The organism is Haloarcula sp. H-hyl2, from assembly GCF_056934385.1.
Window position 1 is genome coordinate 845582 of record NZ_JBRIIJ010000001.1, and the last position, 15900, is coordinate 861481.

Sequence of the window (15900 nt, forward strand, 5' to 3'; positions counted from 1 at the left end):
ATATAAGTGCGGATACGTCGTTGGTAGGGTAGCGAACACAGAGGCCATGACAGGGGGCTATCAGATCAGGACGCTCGTCGTCGACGACAGTGACTTCTTCGCGGAGATGACCGCCGACACGCTCACCCAGGAGCACGACATCGACGCGACAGCGGTGAACAACCCACAGGATGCACTGGATCGGATCCGCGAGGAGACCTTCGACTGTGTCGTCAGCGACTACGAGATGCCGGAGATGGATGGCCTGGAGCTGTTGCGCTCGATCCGGGAGGACGAGCCCACCCTCCCGTTTATCCTCCTGACCGGTCGCGGCGACGAGGAGACGGCCAGCGAAGCTATCGCCGCCGGCGTCGCGGACTACCTCCTCAAACTCGAAGTCGTCGAGGACAAACAGTACGGCCGGCTGGCCAACCGGATCGAGAACGTCGTCTCACAGGATCGAACGCGCAAGAAGTTCGAGTCGCTGGTCGAGAACTCCCCGGACGGCATCGCGCAGTTGAACGTCGACGGGACGTTGCTGTCGGCCAACCCCGCGATGGCGACACAACTGGGCTGTAACCGCTCTGCGGTCGACGGGCGACAGCTGGCGGGCCTCATCGACACCGAGACGGCCCGCGACCGGATCGAGGCCGCCCGCGAGGCGCTGGAGACGGGCGAGCCGGTCCACACCGAGGACACCGTCGGCGACAGGTACTACAGCAACCAGTTCGTCCCAGTCGACGGTCGCCGCGGCTCCGATACCGTCCAGCTGGTCTCCAGGGACATCACCGAACGGATCGAGCGCGAACAGGAACTCCAGCGCCAGAACGAACGGCTGGAACGGTTCGCCAGCGTCGTCAGTCACGACCTCCGGAACCCGCTCAACGTCGCCAGCAGCGCGCTCGAACTGATGGCGGTCCCGGACGACGAGACCGATGCCGACTGCTACGCGAAGGTCGACCGGTCGCTGGACCGGATGGCCGGGATCATCGACGACGTGCTGGCGCTCGCTCGGAAGGGCCAGACGGTCGACGAGTTCACGACCGTCTCCCTGGACGCCGTCGCCACCGACGCCTGGGCATACGTCGAGACCGTCGAGGCCAGTCTCACCGTCGCCGACGACGTCCAGTTCCGGGCCGACGCCGGCCGGTTACAGGACATGCTGGCGAACGTGTTCCGGAACGCCGTCGAACACAACGACAGCGACGTAACAGTCGAGGTGGGAACGATGGCCGAGTCGTCCGGGTTCTACGTCGCCGACGACGGCGCGGGGATCGAAGACGGTGCCGAGGACATCTTCGAGATGGGCAACTCGACCAGCGACGCGGGGACGGGGATGGGACTGGCGATCGTCAGCGAAATCGCCACCGCTCACGGCTGGAGCGTGGCCGTGACCGAGAGCGAGTCCGGCGGCGCACGCTTCGAGGTCACCGACGTCGATGCGGCATGAGACGAGCTTTTGCCTGACTACTCCCTACAGCCGTCGATGACACTCCGGGGCGTTGTGCTCGACCTCGACGGAACGGTGTACCACGGCGACAACCTCCTTCCCGGCGTCGGCGCGCTCGTCGAGACGGTCCGCCGACGCGACTGCTCGCTCTGTTTCTTCTCGAACAACCCCACCCACGACGGCGCCGATTATATCCGGCGACTCCAGGGCCTCGGTGTCGATGCACGCGAGGGAGAGGCTTGCTCCTCGGGCCAGGTCACCAGCGAGTACCTCCACGCCGAACATGCCGGCGACGAGGTCTTCGTCATCGGCACCGACGCGGTCCGCGAGCAGGTCCGGACGACGGACGCGGTGGTGACCGAACGGCCGGGTGCCGCCGACGTCCTGCTCGCGTCCTGGACCGACACCTTCCACTACCGGGACCTGGTCGACGCGCTCCGGACGGTCGGCGACGGGACGACGTTCCTCGGTACCGACCCCGACCGGACCTTCCCCGACGAGAACGGCGATCCGGTCCCCGGCTCGGGAGCGATCATCCGCGCGGTCGCGGGTGTGGTCGATCGTGACCCCGACCAGATCCTCGGAAAACCGTCGCCAGTCGCCGTCTCCGCCGCGGAGGAGCGACTCGGCTGTGCGGCCGCGGAGTCGCTGATCGTCGGCGACCGCCTGGACACCGACATCCGCATGGGCGAACGTAGCGGGATGACGACCGTGCTCGTGACGACGGGTGTCAGCGACCGGGTGGACGTCGACCGCAGCGACGTCACGCCGGACTACGTGGTCGACTCGCTGTCGGCGGTCGAACCCATCGTCGAAAACCTCGCGAGCGATCCGTAGGTCCCTGGCTCGCCGGCCAATATTGTCTGGACTACATGTTTATGCCGGAGCCACGCGTACGTCCGTGTGGTGATACCGATGGGCAAGAACATCCTGATGATCGTCGGCGACTTCGGCGAGGACTACGAGATCATGGTACCGTTCCAGACACTCCAGACAGTGGGCCACGAGGTCCACGCCGTCTGTCCGGAGAAGGAGGCCGGTGACAGTATCAAGACGGCCATCCACGACTTCCGTGGCGACCAGACCTACATGGAGGACCGGGGCCACAACTTCGAACTCAACGCGACGATGGCCGACGTCGACCCCGCCGATTACGACGCGCTGGTCGTTCCCGGTGGCCGGGCTCCGGAGTATCTGCGGACCCACGAACCCGTCATCGAGGCGGTACAGCACTTCTTCGAGGCCGATAAGCCGGTCGCGGCGCTCTGTCACGGCCCGCAGATCCTGGCGGCGGCAGGCGTCCTCGACGGCTACGAGATGACCTCGTATCCGGCCGTCCAGGCCGAATGTGAGGCCGCTGGCTGCTCGTGGGTCGACGAGGTGACCACGGACCGGAACCTCGTCACCGGACAGGCCTGGCCGGACCACCCCGAATGGATCGCCCAGTTCATGGACCTGTTGGGCGACGAGGTGACTCACGGCGAAGCGGCGATGGCGGCAGACGACTGATCGACTCGCATTTTCCGAAGAACGCGCTCGCTGCGTCCTGCCTGCCCGAATAAACTTACAACAACGGGAGAGTGGCCAAAAAACGAACGCTTTATGGGACCGCTGTCGTTAGTGGTAAGCGAATCATGGTCGACAAAGCGGATCTTCGCGATCAGTTCACCGAGGCGTTCGAGGACGCAGACTATCCCATCTCCAGCCCGATGGACCTGGTGCCGGCGCTGCCGGCCGGTCCCTCGACGAAGTTCGAGTCCGGGGACTTCTCGATGACGGCGATGGAACTGAACACCAAGCTCAACGGCGAGTTCCCCTACGAGAGCGTCGACGATTTCGTCGACGACGTGATGGAATCGCTTGAAGACCAGGACCTCATCTGAGCGCGCCCGGCGAGACCGTCGCCGCGACGGCCGTTATCGCGAGCACGCCGAGTACTAGCAGCAGGTAGTTCGCGAGGGTGTTGTCCGCGCGGGTCAGGCCCAGCGTGTAGTTCTTCCCCGAGAGTGGCCACAGCGGTTTGATACCCGCGGGTGTGATGATGTCGGCGAGCAAGTGTGCGAGGACGCTCGTCGTCCCGACCAGTGCTCCGAACCCGGCCAGCGCAAGCGCGCTCTGGCCCGCCGTCGTGGCCCCGACCGCCCACCCCAGGCCGCCCAGGAGCCCGCCGACGACGCCCGCAAACAGGAACGTGTGCGTGACGCCGCGGTGGCTGACGAACGGGAGTTGCTGGTCGTAGTCGGGGACCGGTGCGAGCCCGAGCGAGAGCGCACCACCGAGGACGGCCAGCTCCGCCGCGTCGAGTGCGATCAGAGCGAACCCGATAGGTGCGTACACGAGCAGTCCGACGCCGTAGTGTCCGAGCCGATACACGACCGATAGAAGGGGCGCCAGTCGCTTGTACCTGCCGTCCCCGTCGTTTATCAGCCCCCACTCCGAAGGGCGGGCATGGCTGTGATGTCGGTTCTGGAGACGCTCGTCAGGACGTTCGGGCCGTTCCTGATCCCGGCGACGTTGTTCGTGCTCGGTGCCGCGGGGTATCTCGCGCTCTGGCTTTTCACCCGGTCCCGGCGGGAGACGTACACCGCCGACGAATGATCGTGGTGACTGTCACCAAGCCACGTCTCGTCCGGTGGTTTCGTACCAGCACACTTTTCAGTTAGATTGGTCTAATCTAGCGTATGTTGAGCGCGAAGATGGAGGATTATCTAAAAGCCATCTATCGCCTCGAACGGGAAGACGGGGCGCCCGTCGCTACGTCTACCATCGCCGAGACCGTGGGCGTGACGCCACCGACGGCCACGAGCATGATCGAGAAACTGGCCGATCAGGAGTTCGTGGAGCGCGAGAAGTACAAGGGGGTCACCCTGACGCCGGAGGGTGAGACCATCGCGCTCGAGGTCATCCGCCACCACCGACTGCTGGAGACGTTCCTGACCGAGGAACTGGGCTACGACTGGGCGACCGTCCACGAGGAGGCCGAGATCCTGGAACACCACATCAGCGAGGAGTTCGAACAGCGCGTCGCGGAGGCGCTTGACAACCCGGACGTGGACCCACACGGCGATCCGATCCCCAACGACGCGCTCGAACCGATCGACGACGTGCCCGCCTCGGCACTCTCGGACCACGGCGAGGGCGTCCGACTGGAGGTCGCTCGTGTCCGTGACCGCGAACCGGAGGAGCTGACCTATCTCGACGAGGCCGGTATCACCCCCGGAACGGTCCTCACCGTCGAGGAGGTCGCCCCGATCGGGATGGTCACCGTCACGTTGGAGTCCGGCGAATCAGTCTCACTGCCCGACGGCATCGCGGACGCCATCCAGGTCCGGCCGCCGGAGAACGAGCGAAGCGAGAACGGAGTGAGCGAGGCGTGAGCGAGGTGACCTGGCTCACGGTCGTCTTCATCGCCGCGGGCGCACAACTGGCAGTACTGCCCGGCGAGAAGGTACAGTTCATCATCGCCGGCCTCTCGACGCGGTTCAATCCATTTCTGGTGGTCGGCGCGGCCGGGACGGCGTTCGCTGGCTGGACGGCAGTCGAGATCTGGCTGGGGAGTACCGTCCTGCAGATGTTACCCGGTATCGTGCTGGACAGTCTGACGGCGGTGCTGTTCCTCGTGTTCGCGTACATGCTCGTCAGGACCGCCCCGGAACCCGGCATCCCGGACCGGGAACCGGCCAACGCACTCACCACCGATGGGGGCGAGATCGACGTCCGTGTCCCGATCCTGGACTGGAAGGTCCCGAACATCGCTGGGGGCTTCCTCCCGATCTTCGCGATGATGGCCTTCGGCGAGTTCGGGGACAAGACCCAACTCGTCACCGTCTCGCTGGCCGCACAGTACGCGGCCCATCCGACGGCGATCTGGACCGGCGAGATGCTGGCGATCATCCCTGTGAGCCTGGCCAACGCGCTGTTCTTCCACCGATTCTCCCACAGCTTCGACCTCCGGAAGGCCCACTTCGCCGGCGCGGCGCTGTTCCTCTTTTTCGCCGTCGACTTCGGGCTGAAGGTGACGCTGGGCGTCTCGGTGTGGGAACAGCTGGTCTCGGCCGCTGCCAGCGCGGTTCCGGTCTGATTCGTGGTAGCGAAATCCTTGAACGACGTACAGCCGACAGTACGAGCGGCCGACGAAACGCCTTTCTCCCGGCTGGCGCATTGGTGGACCATGCGCGGCCTCGACGACACCGATCGCGAGATCCTCGACCTCCTGCTTGCGGACGCGCGACGGCCCTACAGTGACATCGCCGACCAGGTCGGACTCTCGGCGCCGGCGGTCTCGGACCGTGTCGACCGCCTCCGGGAGATGGGTATCATCCGCGGGTTCACGCTCGACGTCGACCGGTCGCTCCTCCGGTCGGGTGTGCCGGTCCTGATCGACATCGAGGTTCGGCCGGGTCGCGGCGAGGCTGTCGCCGACGCACTGGCCGACACCGACGCCGTCGAACACACGTTCCGGACCGCCGACGACAGCGTCCTGGTCAGTGCGACCGTCCAGCAGACCGAGGTGAGCGCCTTGTTGGATCGAGCCGTCGATATCGACGACGTGGAAGAGTACGAGGTACGGTTGCTGGCCGACAGCGAGTGGCAGCCGGGCCTGGCTGGGCCGGAGTTCGCCCCAGACTGTGCCGAGTGTGGGAACAGTGTCGACGAGGAAGGCGTCCAGCGCACCCTGGACGGCGACTCCTACTACTTCTGCTGTGAGTCCTGTGCCGAGCGGTTCGTCGACCAGTACGAGTCGCTGAAAGAGGGAATCTGACCTCCCGGACGTCCGGGTCTGGTTTTGGAACGAAAGTATCGACCCCTCATACACCCTGCTTCAAAATTCCAGGGGCGAATATGCTTTCGAACTACAGGGACAAACCGCATCAACAGGGAGGACGTACTAGAGACCAAGATGACCACCAGGACTGCCCGGCTGGAGCTGACGGGCATGAGTTGCGCGAACTGTTCGGCCACCATCGAGGAGCGGGTCGGCGCACTCGACGGGGTGAGCGACGTCGACGCGAACTACGCCACCGACGAGGGGTCGGTGGCCTACGACCCGGACGTGGTGTCGCTGGCCGAGATATTCGACGCCGTCGAGGACGCCGGCTACGGCGTCGTCACCGAGACGGTGACCATCGGCATCACCGACATGTCGTGTGCGAACTGTGCCGAGACGAACGCCGAGGCGCTGGAGGCGACGCCGGGCGTCATCAGCGCCGACGTCAACTACGCGACCGACGAGGCCCAGGTAACCTACAACCCCGCGGACGCCTCGCTCGCGGACCTCTACGAGGCCATCGAGTCCGCCGGCTACACACCGGTCCGCGAGGACGAGGCCGCCGACGGGGAACAGTCCTCCAGTGAGCGCCGTGACGCTGCCCGCGATGCCGAGACCCGCCGACAGCTCCGCCTGACGCTGTTCGGTGCGGTGTTCTCGCTGCCACTGCTGGTGATGATGACCGACCACCTGCTGGGGCTCGGTCTCCTGGAGGGAACCGTCGTCGGCCAGTACCAGGGTATCGTCGCATTCCTGCTGGCGACGCCCGTCCAGGCGTTGCTCGGCCGGCCGTTCTACGAGAACGCCTACACGGCCCTCGTGAAGAACCGCCGGGCCAACATGGACGTGCTGATCGCGCTCGGCTCCTCGACGGCGTACTTCTACTCCGTGGCTGCGCTGTTCGACCTCATCGCCTCGACCGGCCTGTACTTCGATACGGCGGCGTTCATCCTCGTGTTCATCACGCTGGGGAACTACCTGGAGGCCCGCTCGAAGAGCCAGGCCGGTGCGGCCATCCAGCAACTGCTGGAGATGGAGGCCGACACGGCGACTATCGTCCGCGAGGACGGCAGCGAGGCGGAGGTCGAACTCGCCGAGGTCGAGGTCGGCGACCGACTGAAGGTCCGGCCGGGTGAGAAGATCCCCACCGACGGGGTCGTCCGCGACGGCTCCTCGGCGGTCGACGAGTCGATGGTCACCGGCGAGTCCGTCCCCGTCGAGAAGGAGCCCGGTGACGAGGTCGTCGGCTCGACGGTCAATCAGAACGGCGTCCTCGTGATGGAGGCGACCAAGGTCGGCGAGGAGACCGCGATCCAGCAGATCGCAGAGCGAGTCCGCGCCGCGCAGTCCCGCCAGCCCGACATCCAGAACGTCGCCGACCGCATCTCCGCGTACTTCGTCCCGGCGGTCATCGCGAACGCGCTTCTGTGGGGCCTGATCTGGACGCTCGCGCCCGAGGCGCTGGCCTCGTTCGTCGGCGGCCTCCCGGTGTGGGGGCTGGCCGCCGGCGGGCCGGCGACGGTCGGCGTCACCGAGTTCGCCGTCGTCGTCTTCGCCTCCGCAGTGCTCATCGCCTGCCCGTGTGCGCTGGGACTGGCGACACCGGCCGCGACGATGGTCGGGACGGCAATCGGTGCCCGCAACGGCGTCCTCTTCAAGGGCGGCGATATCCTCGAACGGGTCCGTGACGTCGATTCCGTGGTCTTCGACAAGACCGGGACGCTGACCGAGGGCGAGCTGGAACTGACCGACGTCGAGGTGGTCGGGCCGGCCACGGACGGTGGTGAACTCCGCGAGGACGTCGAACCGGAACGCACGCCCGAGTACGTCCTCGAAGTCGCCGCGAGTGCCGAGTCCGGCAGCGAACACCCGCTGGCCGAGGCCATCGTCGAGGGCGCCCGCGAGCGCGGCATCGACGTCGAGGACCCCACGGAGTTCGAGAACGTCCCCGGACAGGGTGTCCGGGCGACCACGAGCCACGGTGAGGTACTCGTCGGGAACCGCACACTGCTGACCGAGAACGGGGTCGACGTCGGCCCCGCCGAGGACCGACTCGACGCCCTCGAACGTGAGGGGAAGACGGCGATGCTCGTCGCGCTCCGCGCCGAGGGTGACGAGGAGTACCGTCTGCTGGGTGTGCTTGCAGACGCCGACACCGTCAAGCAGACGGCCACCGACGCCGTCTCGCAACTCCGCGAGCGCGGGACCGACGTCTGGCTCATCACCGGCGACAACGAGCGGACGGCCCGCGCCGTCGCCGAACAGGTCGGTATCGACCCCGACAACGTCATGGCCGGCGTGCTCCCCGAGGACAAGGCCGACGCGGTCGACGACCTCCAGGCGGACGGCCGGCGGGCGATGATGGTCGGCGACGGCGTCAACGACGCGCCCGCGCTGGCGGCCGCCGCCGTCGGCTGTGCCATCGGTTCCGGAACGGACGTGGCTATCGAAGCCGCGGACGTGACGCTGTTGCGTGACGACCCCGCCGACGTGCTCAAGGCCATCCGTATCTCCGAGGCCACGCTCCAGAAGATCAAGCAGAACCTCTTCTGGGCGCTGGGGTACAACACCGTGATGATCCCGCTGGCTTCGCTGGGCCTGCTCCAGCCGGCGCTGGCCGCCGGCGCGATGGCTGCCTCCTCGGTGTCGGTCCTGGCGAACAGTCTCGCATTCCGGCGGTATACGCCCGACAGCGACTACCGGCTGCTGGGTTTCCTGCGGCCGTAGACCGACCCCCGAGATATTTGTCAGTCGCGGGCGTTCCGTCGGACGATGCCCTCCACCGTCGACGACGTGTTGTTCAGTGAGCCGGCCGGCCGACCGAACTCGCTGGTGCAGTTCGCCAGCGCGTTCGCCTTCCTGGCGATACATCTGTACTTCTACGCGTACCTGGGGGTCAGGGGTACGTCTGGCATCTGGTTACTCGTGATGGCGTTCGGGGCGATGCTCTCGGGCATCGCCGAGTCACTGCCGATACACCGCCGGAAGATAGCCGGCGCGTTCCGTCTCACAGCGATCCTCACGTTCGTCTGTCTGCTCGTCGCCATCGTTCTCGCCCCCGACATCGTGACCGGGTAGGCGACGCCGCGTATCCAGTACGTTCATTTGCGCTGGACACTGAACGCCGGTCGTGAGTGAGTCCCAGCCACCCCGGCGCCAGCCCTCGGGCCTCGGCGTCCGCCTGCGGGCCCTCTGGCGCGCGCTCGTGGTGGCCTGGCAGTTCGTCCCGCTCGTGGTCGCGTGGCTCCGGGACCGGCGCCGGTTTCTGGTCGTCGGCCGCTCGCGGACGGTCACGAGCGAGGACCGGACGCGCCGCGCCCGATTTCTCAAGGAGACGTTCGTCGAGCTCGGCCCGGCCTTTATCAAACTCGGACAGATGCTCTCGACCCGTCCGGACGCGCTTCCCATCGAGTACACCGAGGTCCTCTCGCAGCTCCAGGACAAGGTACCGCCGGACGACTGGGAACGCATCCGGCCGGTCTTGGAAAACGAGATCGGCCCGATCGACGCCGAGTTCGACAGCTTCGACCGCACGCCGATCAGCGGCGCGTCGCTGGGTCAGGTCTACACGGCCGAACTCGACGGCCAGCGGGTCGCGGTGAAGGTACTCAGGCCGAACATCCGTGAACGCGTCGAATCGGACCTCCGGGTGCTGGAGACGCTGACGCCCATCCTGGTCCGCGGCGCCGAACCCGCTCAGGCGTTCACCCTGGAGAACCTCACCGAGGAGTTCGCGGCGACCATCCGCCGCGAGATGGACTACGGCCACGAGGCCCGGATGCTCACCGAGATCGGTCAGAACTTCGCGGACGACGACCGTATCGCGATCCCCGAGGTCGTCGAGAGCCACTCGACGGACCGCGTGGTGACGATGACCTACGTCGACGGCGTCAAGGTCGACGACGTCGAGCGACTCGACGAACTCGGTATCGACCGGACGGCACTCGTCCAGCGCCTGGAGGAGGTCTACATGCAGATGGTCGTCGAGGACGGTGTGTTCCACGCCGATCCGCATCCGGGCAACCTCGCCGTCCAGCCCGACGGGACCATCGTCTTCTACGACTTCGGGATGACCGGCCACCTGGGGGCCCGCACCCGCGAGCAACTGATGGAGTTCTACGTCGCGCTGGCGGCCGACGACGTCGATCGCGTGATGGACGCCTTCGTCGCGATGGGCGCGCTCGACCCGGCGGCCGACCGGGAGGTGATGCGCGAGGCCTTCGAGATCGTCATCGACCAGTTCCGGGGCGAGGACATCAGCGACCTCCGCATCGAGCAACTCGTCGGCGAGTTCGAGAGCCAGCTGTACGCCTTCCCGATGCGGCTCCCGCAGGACCTCGCGCTCGTCGTGCGAGTCTCGACAGTCCTGGAAGGCGTCTGTCGCACGCTCGACCCCGAGTTCGACTTCATCGACGTCATCACCGAGTACGTCACCGAACAGCAGCGCGCCGAGGCGGGGATGGCCATCGGCCGGGAGATACGCGATACGGTGGCTCGGTCGAGCCGGTCGCTGGTGACGGGGACGCCGCGGGCCGAAGACGCGCTGGATACCGTCGATAGGGGCGAGCTCGTTCTGGAGACAATCCTGGCGGACAGCGACGGCCTCCTCAGACAGATGGCGCGGCGGCTCTTGCTCGGGATGGCAGTCGCAGCGGGCGTCCCCGTGATGGCGTTCCTCTATCTGGAAGCCGGTCTCGAACCGGCGGCCGTCGCAGGGGGCGGGACGGTCGTCGTGGCGGCCGTGCTCGCGTGGTCGTTCCGTCGACAGCGCGGCCCGGCGCTCTCCCGCCCGCAGTTCACCCGGTACGAGATGGGGCAGCGACAGGACGAGCCCGCCGAGGAGTGATCCACAGGCGGTCAGAGGTCGCCCTGCTCGGCCAGCTCCCGGACCCTTGCCGCCCGCTCGCGGATCGCCGCCAGCTCATCGTCGGCCTTCTTGTCGACGTGGCTGTACATCAGCCCCATCCGGTGGTTCGACCGGAGCTGCTCTGCGTTGCGGTCCAGGAAGTCCCAGTACAGCGCGTTGAACGGGCAGGCACCCTCGCCCGTGGTCTTGGTCTTGTAGTAGGGACAGCCCGAACAGTAGTCGCTCATCTTGTCGATGTAGTTGGCCGAGGAGGCGTAGGGTTTCGTCGCGAAGACGCCGGCACCGTACAGCCCCATCTCGACGACGTTCGGCGTGGTGACCCAGTGGAACGCGTCGACGTAGCCCGCGTGGAACCAGCGATTCAGCTGTGCGGGCTCGACACCGTAGAGCAGCCCGAAGTTCGACAGCACCATCAGCCGCTCGATGTGGTGGGAGTAGCCCCGTCGTCGGACGCCGTCGACCACGTCCGAGAGACAGGCCATGTCCGTCTCGCCGGTCCAGTAGAACTCCGGGAGGGCCTCCTCGGCGCCAAGCTGATTCGCCGTGGCCAGGTCGGGCATCTCCCGGCGGTAGACGTGTCGGAGGAACTCGCGCCAGCCCAGGATCTGGCGGACGAACCCTTCGACGCTGTTCAGCGGTGCCTCGCCGTCCTCGTAGGCGGCGATGGCTCGTTCGATCACCTCGTCGGGCAGCAGCAGCCCCAGATTCAGCGACGTCGAGAGGAGGCTGTGACTCATGGTCCACTCGGAGTTTCGCATGGCGTCCTGGTAGGGACCGAAGTCGGTCAGGCGATGTTCCACGAAGTGGTCCAGCGCCTGGACGGCCTGCCGTCGGGTCACCGGCCAGCGGAACGGTTCGGGGTCGGCCCACTCGCCGCCGTACGGTGGTTCCTCGTACCCGTCGTCGAAGGTCGCTGCCACCCACTCGGCGACGGCCCTCGTCGTCTCGTCGGGGTCGAACGCCGGCGGGTCGGCGGGCGTCCAGTCCTCGGGCGGCGTCTCGCGGTTCTGATCGTCGTAGTTCCACTCGCCGCCCACCGGCGAACCGTCGGCCATCAGATAGCCGGTCTCACGGCGCATGAACCGATAGAAGTCCTCGTGGCGGTAGCGGCCGTCGCTCGCCCAGTCGTCGAAGGTGGCCGGCGAACAGCAGAACCGTTCGTCGGTGACGAACTCGATGCTGCCGCCCGCGTCGGCCACGATCCGTTCGAGCCGTTCGCGCCCGCCATGGACCTGTGGTTCGGTCGTGACGAGGGTATCGTCCGGAAAATCGGCGAAGTGACCACGAAGTCCGTCCGCGAACGTCTCGACCTGCCGGTAGTCGACCGCTCGGCCGGCGTCCCGGAGGTCGTCTCGTACGTGTCGCATCGCGCTGTAGACCAGCGTCAGTTTGTGCGGGTGGTACGGGAGCTTCCGACCGAACTCCTGGGATTCGACGAGGAGGATACGTTCGTCGGGCCGACGGGCCACCGGCCCGCGGTGCTGCATCAGGTGGTCTCCTCGAACCCAGACCGTCACGGTAGATCACCCGCGTGCATACGACCATGGAGGGACGGCCACCCAAAGAAACCCCCTCCGAACTGTGTTGGTATCGGATGCTGACCCGTAGAGTTGGGGCTGCCTGATACTTAAACAGATGGCTTACATGTTCGGTGCACCGATACTACGAAAGTAGATAAATGCCGGGATATAGTGGGCCGAGAACCGAATTATTGTTACTCCACTTCTGTCACGATCGACTCACTTTTCCGTGTACGGTCCCAACCAGTGGGTGTATGTCAAACGACCTGAATCGGCGGACGTTCATCCGTAGTACCGCAGTCGTATCCGGGGTCGGGCTGCTGGCTGGCTGTGGCGGCTCCAGTGGTGGCTCGGGCGGCGACGACGGCTCGGGCGGCGACGACGGCTCCGGCGGTGACGGCGGCTCCGGCGGTGACGGCGGGAGCGACGGGTCCAGTGGCGACGGCGGCAGCGGTGAGGGCTCCGGCAGCGACGCTGGGAGCGGATCCGTCCCGTCCGAGGTCTCCAGCTACCTCTCCGACGTCGACAACTTCGACGGGAGCGTCGCGGACGAGACCGGGAGCGACGGCGTCGAGGTCACGGTCGGCGCCGAGGGCAACGGCGGAGCGTTCGCGTTCGCCCCGGCGGCGATCAGAATCGATTCGGGGACTACAGTCACGTGGACGTGGTCCGGCGAGGGCGGGGGCCACAACGTCGTCGACGAGGGCGGTGCATTCGAGAGCGAGACTGTCACGGAGTCCGGTCACGAGTTCACCCACACCTTCGAATCGACGGGTATCTACCAGTACTACTGTCTGCCACACAAGGGCCTGGGCATGAAAGGCGCCATCGTCGTCGAGTAGGCTCGCTTATGTGCGTCGCATCGACGACTGCCGTGTCACGTACAGCGAGTAGGCGATAACGACGAACCCGACGGTCGTGAGTGCGTTCTCGAAGATCAGTGCTGTTCCGGTCGCCAGGCCGAACAGTTGATCACCAACGCCCGCGACGAGGGATCCGAACGTCACTGTCGCGAACCCGACCGCCAGATAGAGCAGTCCCTCGGAACGTGTCTTGCGCGCTGCTCTGGCGGCGAAATAGGTGATGAGGCCGCCGAGCAGCAGCGTCACTGTCTTGAAACCGAGGACAACGACTGGGATGTTCTCGTTCATAGTTCCTCACTGACACGTGTCCAGAGGTTCGCGAGGCGTTCGTCCGGACTCTCCTGGTCGCTGATGATGTCGACGTCGAACCGGTCTTCGTCACCGATCGCGACGAACACGCCCGAACAGTCACGGACGTACCGCGTCGCGTGGTGGCCGTCGGCCCGAACCTCGGTCTCCTCGGCCACGAGATCCGCCTCGCTCAACCGTTCGAGTTTGCGGTAGGTACTCGTCTGGGGCATCTCACAGCAGTCCGCGACCGCTTTCGCCGGCCGTGGCTCGTCGAGGGACGCCAGGATCTCACGACAGTCCGGGTCGGCGAGTGCGTCGAACACCGCCTGTGTGTCTATCTCTTCGTCACCACTCACGACCGGGGGACCTCCTGTGGGGGCTGGGGCCTGGTCCGTACGCGTACGGCTCGATGGACGGACGTGACCGCTGTCGGATACGTCCGACGGTGGGCGTTTCAACATGTCGGTCACAGGGGGGTTCGGGCCCGTCCACCTCGGTATAAAGGCCCCGAATCTAAAGGCGGGTCGTTGATTCCCAGAATCTGGAAAGCGGGCACCCCCTTTTGGATACTCCCGTCCCAAGTTGGGAAATGCAATGCCACAGCCCTCTACCCGGCGCCGATTCCTCAAGTGCACCGCCCTGGCCGGTCTGACGGCGACTGCTGGCTGTGTCTCGTCCGGTGAGACAGGCCAGCCGACCGACAACGAGGCCACCGCAACGTCGACCAAGACGACGGCGACCACGACCGAGAGCCCCGAACTAACCCCGCCCGACTCGCTCTCGGACTGGCTCGCGGACGCCAACGCCTACGACGGCGAGCCCCGTCGATACGCGGTCGGCGACCAACCGACGATCCGTGTCGGCGAACCCACAGACGACGGGATGGCCTTCGCTCCGCCGGTCGTCGAGGTTCCGCCGATGACGAACGTCCGCTGGGACTGGACGGGCCACGGCGGCCAGCACAACGTCGTCGCCCTGGACGGCACCTTCGACAGTGGACGCACGAACGCACAGCCGGGGACCGGCTACCACTACATCTTCGAGGAGGTCGGGACACACGCCTACGTCTCTGAGCCCCACCGCGAGGACGGGATGAAGGGTGCCGTCATCGTCAGGGAACCGCCGTCGACCGGCTACGAAGCCGTCGATCAGTGGGTCACAGAGACCAGTAACTTCGATGGAACCATCACCGACCACGACGGGTCGGGGCCGGCGACAGTGACCGTCGCCGACAAGGGCAACGGCGGACATTTCGCCTTCGACCCGCCTGTCCTGCGTATCAGTCCAGGAACGACCGTCCGCTGGGAGTGGACGGGGAACGGCGGCGCCCACAACGTGATCTTCGACACCCACGACATCGGCTCGGGCCACGTCGCCAGCGAATCGTCGACGACCTACGAACACACCTTCGAGACGGCCGACGTCTATCTGTACTACTGTGCTCCCCACCGCGCGCTCGGTGCCCGCGGTGCTATCATCGTCGAGTAGTCCACCACTATCATCGTCGACGAGTCCGCTATCGTGACGGCGGATTACTACCTGCCCGCCCTCGGCCCTCCAGCACCCGCCCTTCCCGCTGCAATCTCGAGCTTTCCAGCTACGTTTCGGTCAGCACTCGGAAGGAAGGACGACCGGATCGGCGTCCTGAAACTCCAGAACGCGGTCGCCGCTTCGACACTAGCGGTAGGTCGGCATCACGCCTGCTGCCTTCCAGTGACACCTCACTGCTAACGGCGGAGCCGCTGTCTGACTACTCCTGCAGCCACGTGTTTTCACTGCCCGCTCGGACTCGTTCTTCACTGGACGAGCGTGGCGGGGATTCGAACCGCCTGAACTTTGCTCACTTCGTTCGCTCGTTCCGTGCTTCGAACTCCGTGCCGTTTCACGGCTCACTGTCGTTCGCCGGAAACGGGCGTGGCGGGATTCGAACCGGACGGAGACAGTCCGGGCGTGCGGCGCTTCGCGCCGTTCCGGGCTGTGGCTCCCAGGGTTCGAATCTCCGGTCACCCTCCGGGGTTCGCTGTCGCTCACCCACTACGGGCGTGGCGGGATTCGAACCCGCGATCTAGGGGTTAGGAACCCCTCGCCCTGGTCCACTAGGCCACACGCCCTGCCGGAGTATCTTCGGTGGGCTGAAAAACGCTTTCGCTCGTGATCCGTCG

General features: G+C 66.1%; 17 protein-coding genes and 1 tRNA gene. 13 read left to right on the plus strand and 5 right to left on the minus strand.

The window, feature by feature from the left end; translation table 11 throughout:
* The first annotated feature begins 46 nt into the window (after window positions 1-46).
* The 4 genes from Hhyl2_RS04425 (at window position 47) to Hhyl2_RS04440 (ending at window position 3312) form a co-directional block, all read left to right on the plus strand.
* Window positions 47-1429, plus strand: coding sequence for a response regulator (locus Hhyl2_RS04425; protein WP_483549523.1), 1383 nt, complete (start codon window positions 47-49; stop codon window positions 1427-1429).
* Between the two features lie 36 nt (window positions 1430-1465).
* Window positions 1466-2266 (plus strand): HAD-IIA family hydrolase, encoded by an 801-nt coding sequence (locus Hhyl2_RS04430; protein WP_483549524.1) that lies wholly within the window; start codon window positions 1466-1468, stop codon window positions 2264-2266.
* Window positions 2267-2344: 78 nt separating this feature from the next.
* The gene (locus Hhyl2_RS04435) at window positions 2345-2938 is read left to right on the plus strand and encodes a DJ-1/PfpI family protein (protein ID WP_483550550.1); all 594 of its coding nucleotides are present in this window, start codon (window positions 2345-2347) and stop codon (window positions 2936-2938) included.
* Window positions 2939-3063: 125 nt separating this feature from the next.
* Window positions 3064-3312: an MTH865 family protein gene (locus tag Hhyl2_RS04440; protein ID WP_483549525.1), complete on the plus strand. Its 249-nt coding sequence runs from the start codon at window positions 3064-3066 to the stop codon at window positions 3310-3312.
* On the opposite strand, the gene Hhyl2_RS04445 is transcribed toward Hhyl2_RS04440, so the two are convergent.
* Window positions 3305-3802 carry a metal-dependent hydrolase gene (locus tag Hhyl2_RS04445; protein ID WP_483549526.1) on the minus strand — a complete coding sequence of 166 codons (498 nt, stop codon included), beginning with the start codon at window positions 3800-3802 and terminating at the stop codon, window positions 3305-3307. The genes Hhyl2_RS04440 and Hhyl2_RS04445 overlap by 8 nt on opposite strands.
* A gap of 75 nt (window positions 3803-3877) precedes the next feature.
* Here Hhyl2_RS04445 and Hhyl2_RS04450 point away from each other — a divergent pair, with 75 nt between their 5' ends.
* The 7 genes from Hhyl2_RS04450 (at window position 3878) to Hhyl2_RS04480 (ending at window position 11043) form a co-directional block, all read left to right on the plus strand.
* Window positions 3878-4027 carry a hypothetical protein gene (locus Hhyl2_RS04450; RefSeq protein WP_483549527.1) on the plus strand — a complete coding sequence of 50 codons (150 nt, stop codon included), beginning with the start codon at window positions 3878-3880 and terminating at the stop codon, window positions 4025-4027.
* A gap of 83 nt (window positions 4028-4110) precedes the next feature.
* Window positions 4111-4806 carry a metal-dependent transcriptional regulator gene (locus Hhyl2_RS04455; protein ID WP_483549528.1) on the plus strand — a complete coding sequence of 232 codons (696 nt, stop codon included), beginning with the start codon at window positions 4111-4113 and terminating at the stop codon, window positions 4804-4806.
* Window positions 4803-5510, plus strand: coding sequence for a TMEM165/GDT1 family protein (locus Hhyl2_RS04460; RefSeq protein ID WP_483549529.1), 708 nt, complete (start codon window positions 4803-4805; stop codon window positions 5508-5510). Before Hhyl2_RS04455 ends, Hhyl2_RS04460 begins: the two co-directional genes overlap by 4 nt.
* A gap of 90 nt (window positions 5511-5600) precedes the next feature.
* Complete coding sequence (locus tag Hhyl2_RS04465; RefSeq protein WP_483549530.1) at window positions 5601-6191, plus strand: winged helix-turn-helix transcriptional regulator; 591 nt, start codon at window positions 5601-5603, stop codon at window positions 6189-6191.
* 138 nt (window positions 6192-6329) lie between these two features.
* On the plus strand, window positions 6330-8924 hold the full coding sequence (locus tag Hhyl2_RS04470) for a heavy metal translocating P-type ATPase (RefSeq protein WP_483549531.1): 2595 nt from the start codon (window positions 6330-6332) through the stop codon (window positions 8922-8924).
* A 45-nt stretch (window positions 8925-8969) separates the two neighbouring features.
* Window positions 8970-9275, plus strand: coding sequence for a DUF8011 family protein (locus tag Hhyl2_RS04475; protein ID WP_483549532.1), 306 nt, complete (start codon window positions 8970-8972; stop codon window positions 9273-9275).
* Between the two features lie 52 nt (window positions 9276-9327).
* Window positions 9328-11043: an ABC1 kinase family protein gene (locus Hhyl2_RS04480; RefSeq protein WP_483549533.1), complete on the plus strand. Its 1716-nt coding sequence runs from the start codon at window positions 9328-9330 to the stop codon at window positions 11041-11043.
* 11 nt (window positions 11044-11054) lie between these two features.
* Here Hhyl2_RS04480 and Hhyl2_RS04485 read toward each other — a convergent pair whose 3' ends face one another.
* Complete coding sequence (locus tag Hhyl2_RS04485) at window positions 11055-12581, minus strand: cryptochrome/photolyase family protein (protein WP_483549534.1); 1527 nt, start codon at window positions 12579-12581, stop codon at window positions 11055-11057.
* Between the two features lie 257 nt (window positions 12582-12838).
* On the opposite strand from Hhyl2_RS04485, the gene Hhyl2_RS04490 reads away from it, so the two are divergent.
* Window positions 12839-13426: a halocyanin domain-containing protein gene (locus Hhyl2_RS04490; protein WP_483549535.1), complete on the plus strand. Its 588-nt coding sequence runs from the start codon at window positions 12839-12841 to the stop codon at window positions 13424-13426.
* Window positions 13427-13432: 6 nt separating this feature from the next.
* On the opposite strand, the gene Hhyl2_RS04495 is transcribed toward Hhyl2_RS04490, so the two are convergent.
* Window positions 13433-13735, minus strand: coding sequence for a DUF7521 family protein (locus tag Hhyl2_RS04495; protein WP_483549536.1), 303 nt, complete (start codon window positions 13733-13735; stop codon window positions 13433-13435).
* Window positions 13732-14094 carry an ArsR/SmtB family transcription factor gene (locus Hhyl2_RS04500; protein WP_483549537.1) on the minus strand — a complete coding sequence of 121 codons (363 nt, stop codon included), beginning with the start codon at window positions 14092-14094 and terminating at the stop codon, window positions 13732-13734. Before Hhyl2_RS04500 ends, Hhyl2_RS04495 begins: the two co-directional genes overlap by 4 nt.
* Window positions 14095-14332: 238 nt before the next feature.
* On the opposite strand from Hhyl2_RS04500, the gene Hhyl2_RS04505 reads away from it, so the two are divergent.
* Window positions 14333-15226: a halocyanin domain-containing protein gene (locus Hhyl2_RS04505; RefSeq protein WP_483549538.1), complete on the plus strand. Its 894-nt coding sequence runs from the start codon at window positions 14333-14335 to the stop codon at window positions 15224-15226.
* Window positions 15227-15775: 549 nt separating this feature from the next.
* Here the strand turns inward: Hhyl2_RS04505 and Hhyl2_RS04510 are convergent.
* A tRNA-Arg gene (locus Hhyl2_RS04510) sits at window positions 15776-15849 on the minus strand.
* Between the last annotated feature and the right edge of the window lie 51 nt (window positions 15850-15900).

Coding starts and splice junctions, on each gene's coding strand:
- Hhyl2_RS04425 (WP_483549523.1), top strand. CDS start 47: ATGACAGGGGGCTATCAGATCAGGACGCTCGTCGTCGACGACAGTGAC.
- Hhyl2_RS04430 (WP_483549524.1), top strand. CDS start 1,466: ATGACACTCCGGGGCGTTGTGCTCGACCTCGACGGAACGGTGTACCAC.
- Hhyl2_RS04435 (WP_483550550.1), top strand. CDS start 2,345: ATGGGCAAGAACATCCTGATGATCGTCGGCGACTTCGGCGAGGACTAC.
- Hhyl2_RS04440 (WP_483549525.1), top strand. CDS start 3,064: ATGGTCGACAAAGCGGATCTTCGCGATCAGTTCACCGAGGCGTTCGAG.
- Hhyl2_RS04450 (WP_483549527.1), top strand. CDS start 3,878: ATGGCTGTGATGTCGGTTCTGGAGACGCTCGTCAGGACGTTCGGGCCG.
- Hhyl2_RS04455 (WP_483549528.1), top strand. CDS start 4,111: ATGTTGAGCGCGAAGATGGAGGATTATCTAAAAGCCATCTATCGCCTC.
- Hhyl2_RS04465 (WP_483549530.1), top strand. CDS start 5,601: ATGCGCGGCCTCGACGACACCGATCGCGAGATCCTCGACCTCCTGCTT.
- Hhyl2_RS04470 (WP_483549531.1), top strand. CDS start 6,330: ATGACCACCAGGACTGCCCGGCTGGAGCTGACGGGCATGAGTTGCGCG.
- Hhyl2_RS04475 (WP_483549532.1), top strand. CDS start 8,970: ATGCCCTCCACCGTCGACGACGTGTTGTTCAGTGAGCCGGCCGGCCGA.
- Hhyl2_RS04490 (WP_483549535.1), top strand. CDS start 12,839: ATGTCAAACGACCTGAATCGGCGGACGTTCATCCGTAGTACCGCAGTC.
- Hhyl2_RS04495 (WP_483549536.1), bottom strand. CDS start 13,735: ATGAACGAGAACATCCCAGTCGTTGTCCTCGGTTTCAAGACAGTGACG.
- Hhyl2_RS04505 (WP_483549538.1), top strand. CDS start 14,333: ATGCCACAGCCCTCTACCCGGCGCCGATTCCTCAAGTGCACCGCCCTG.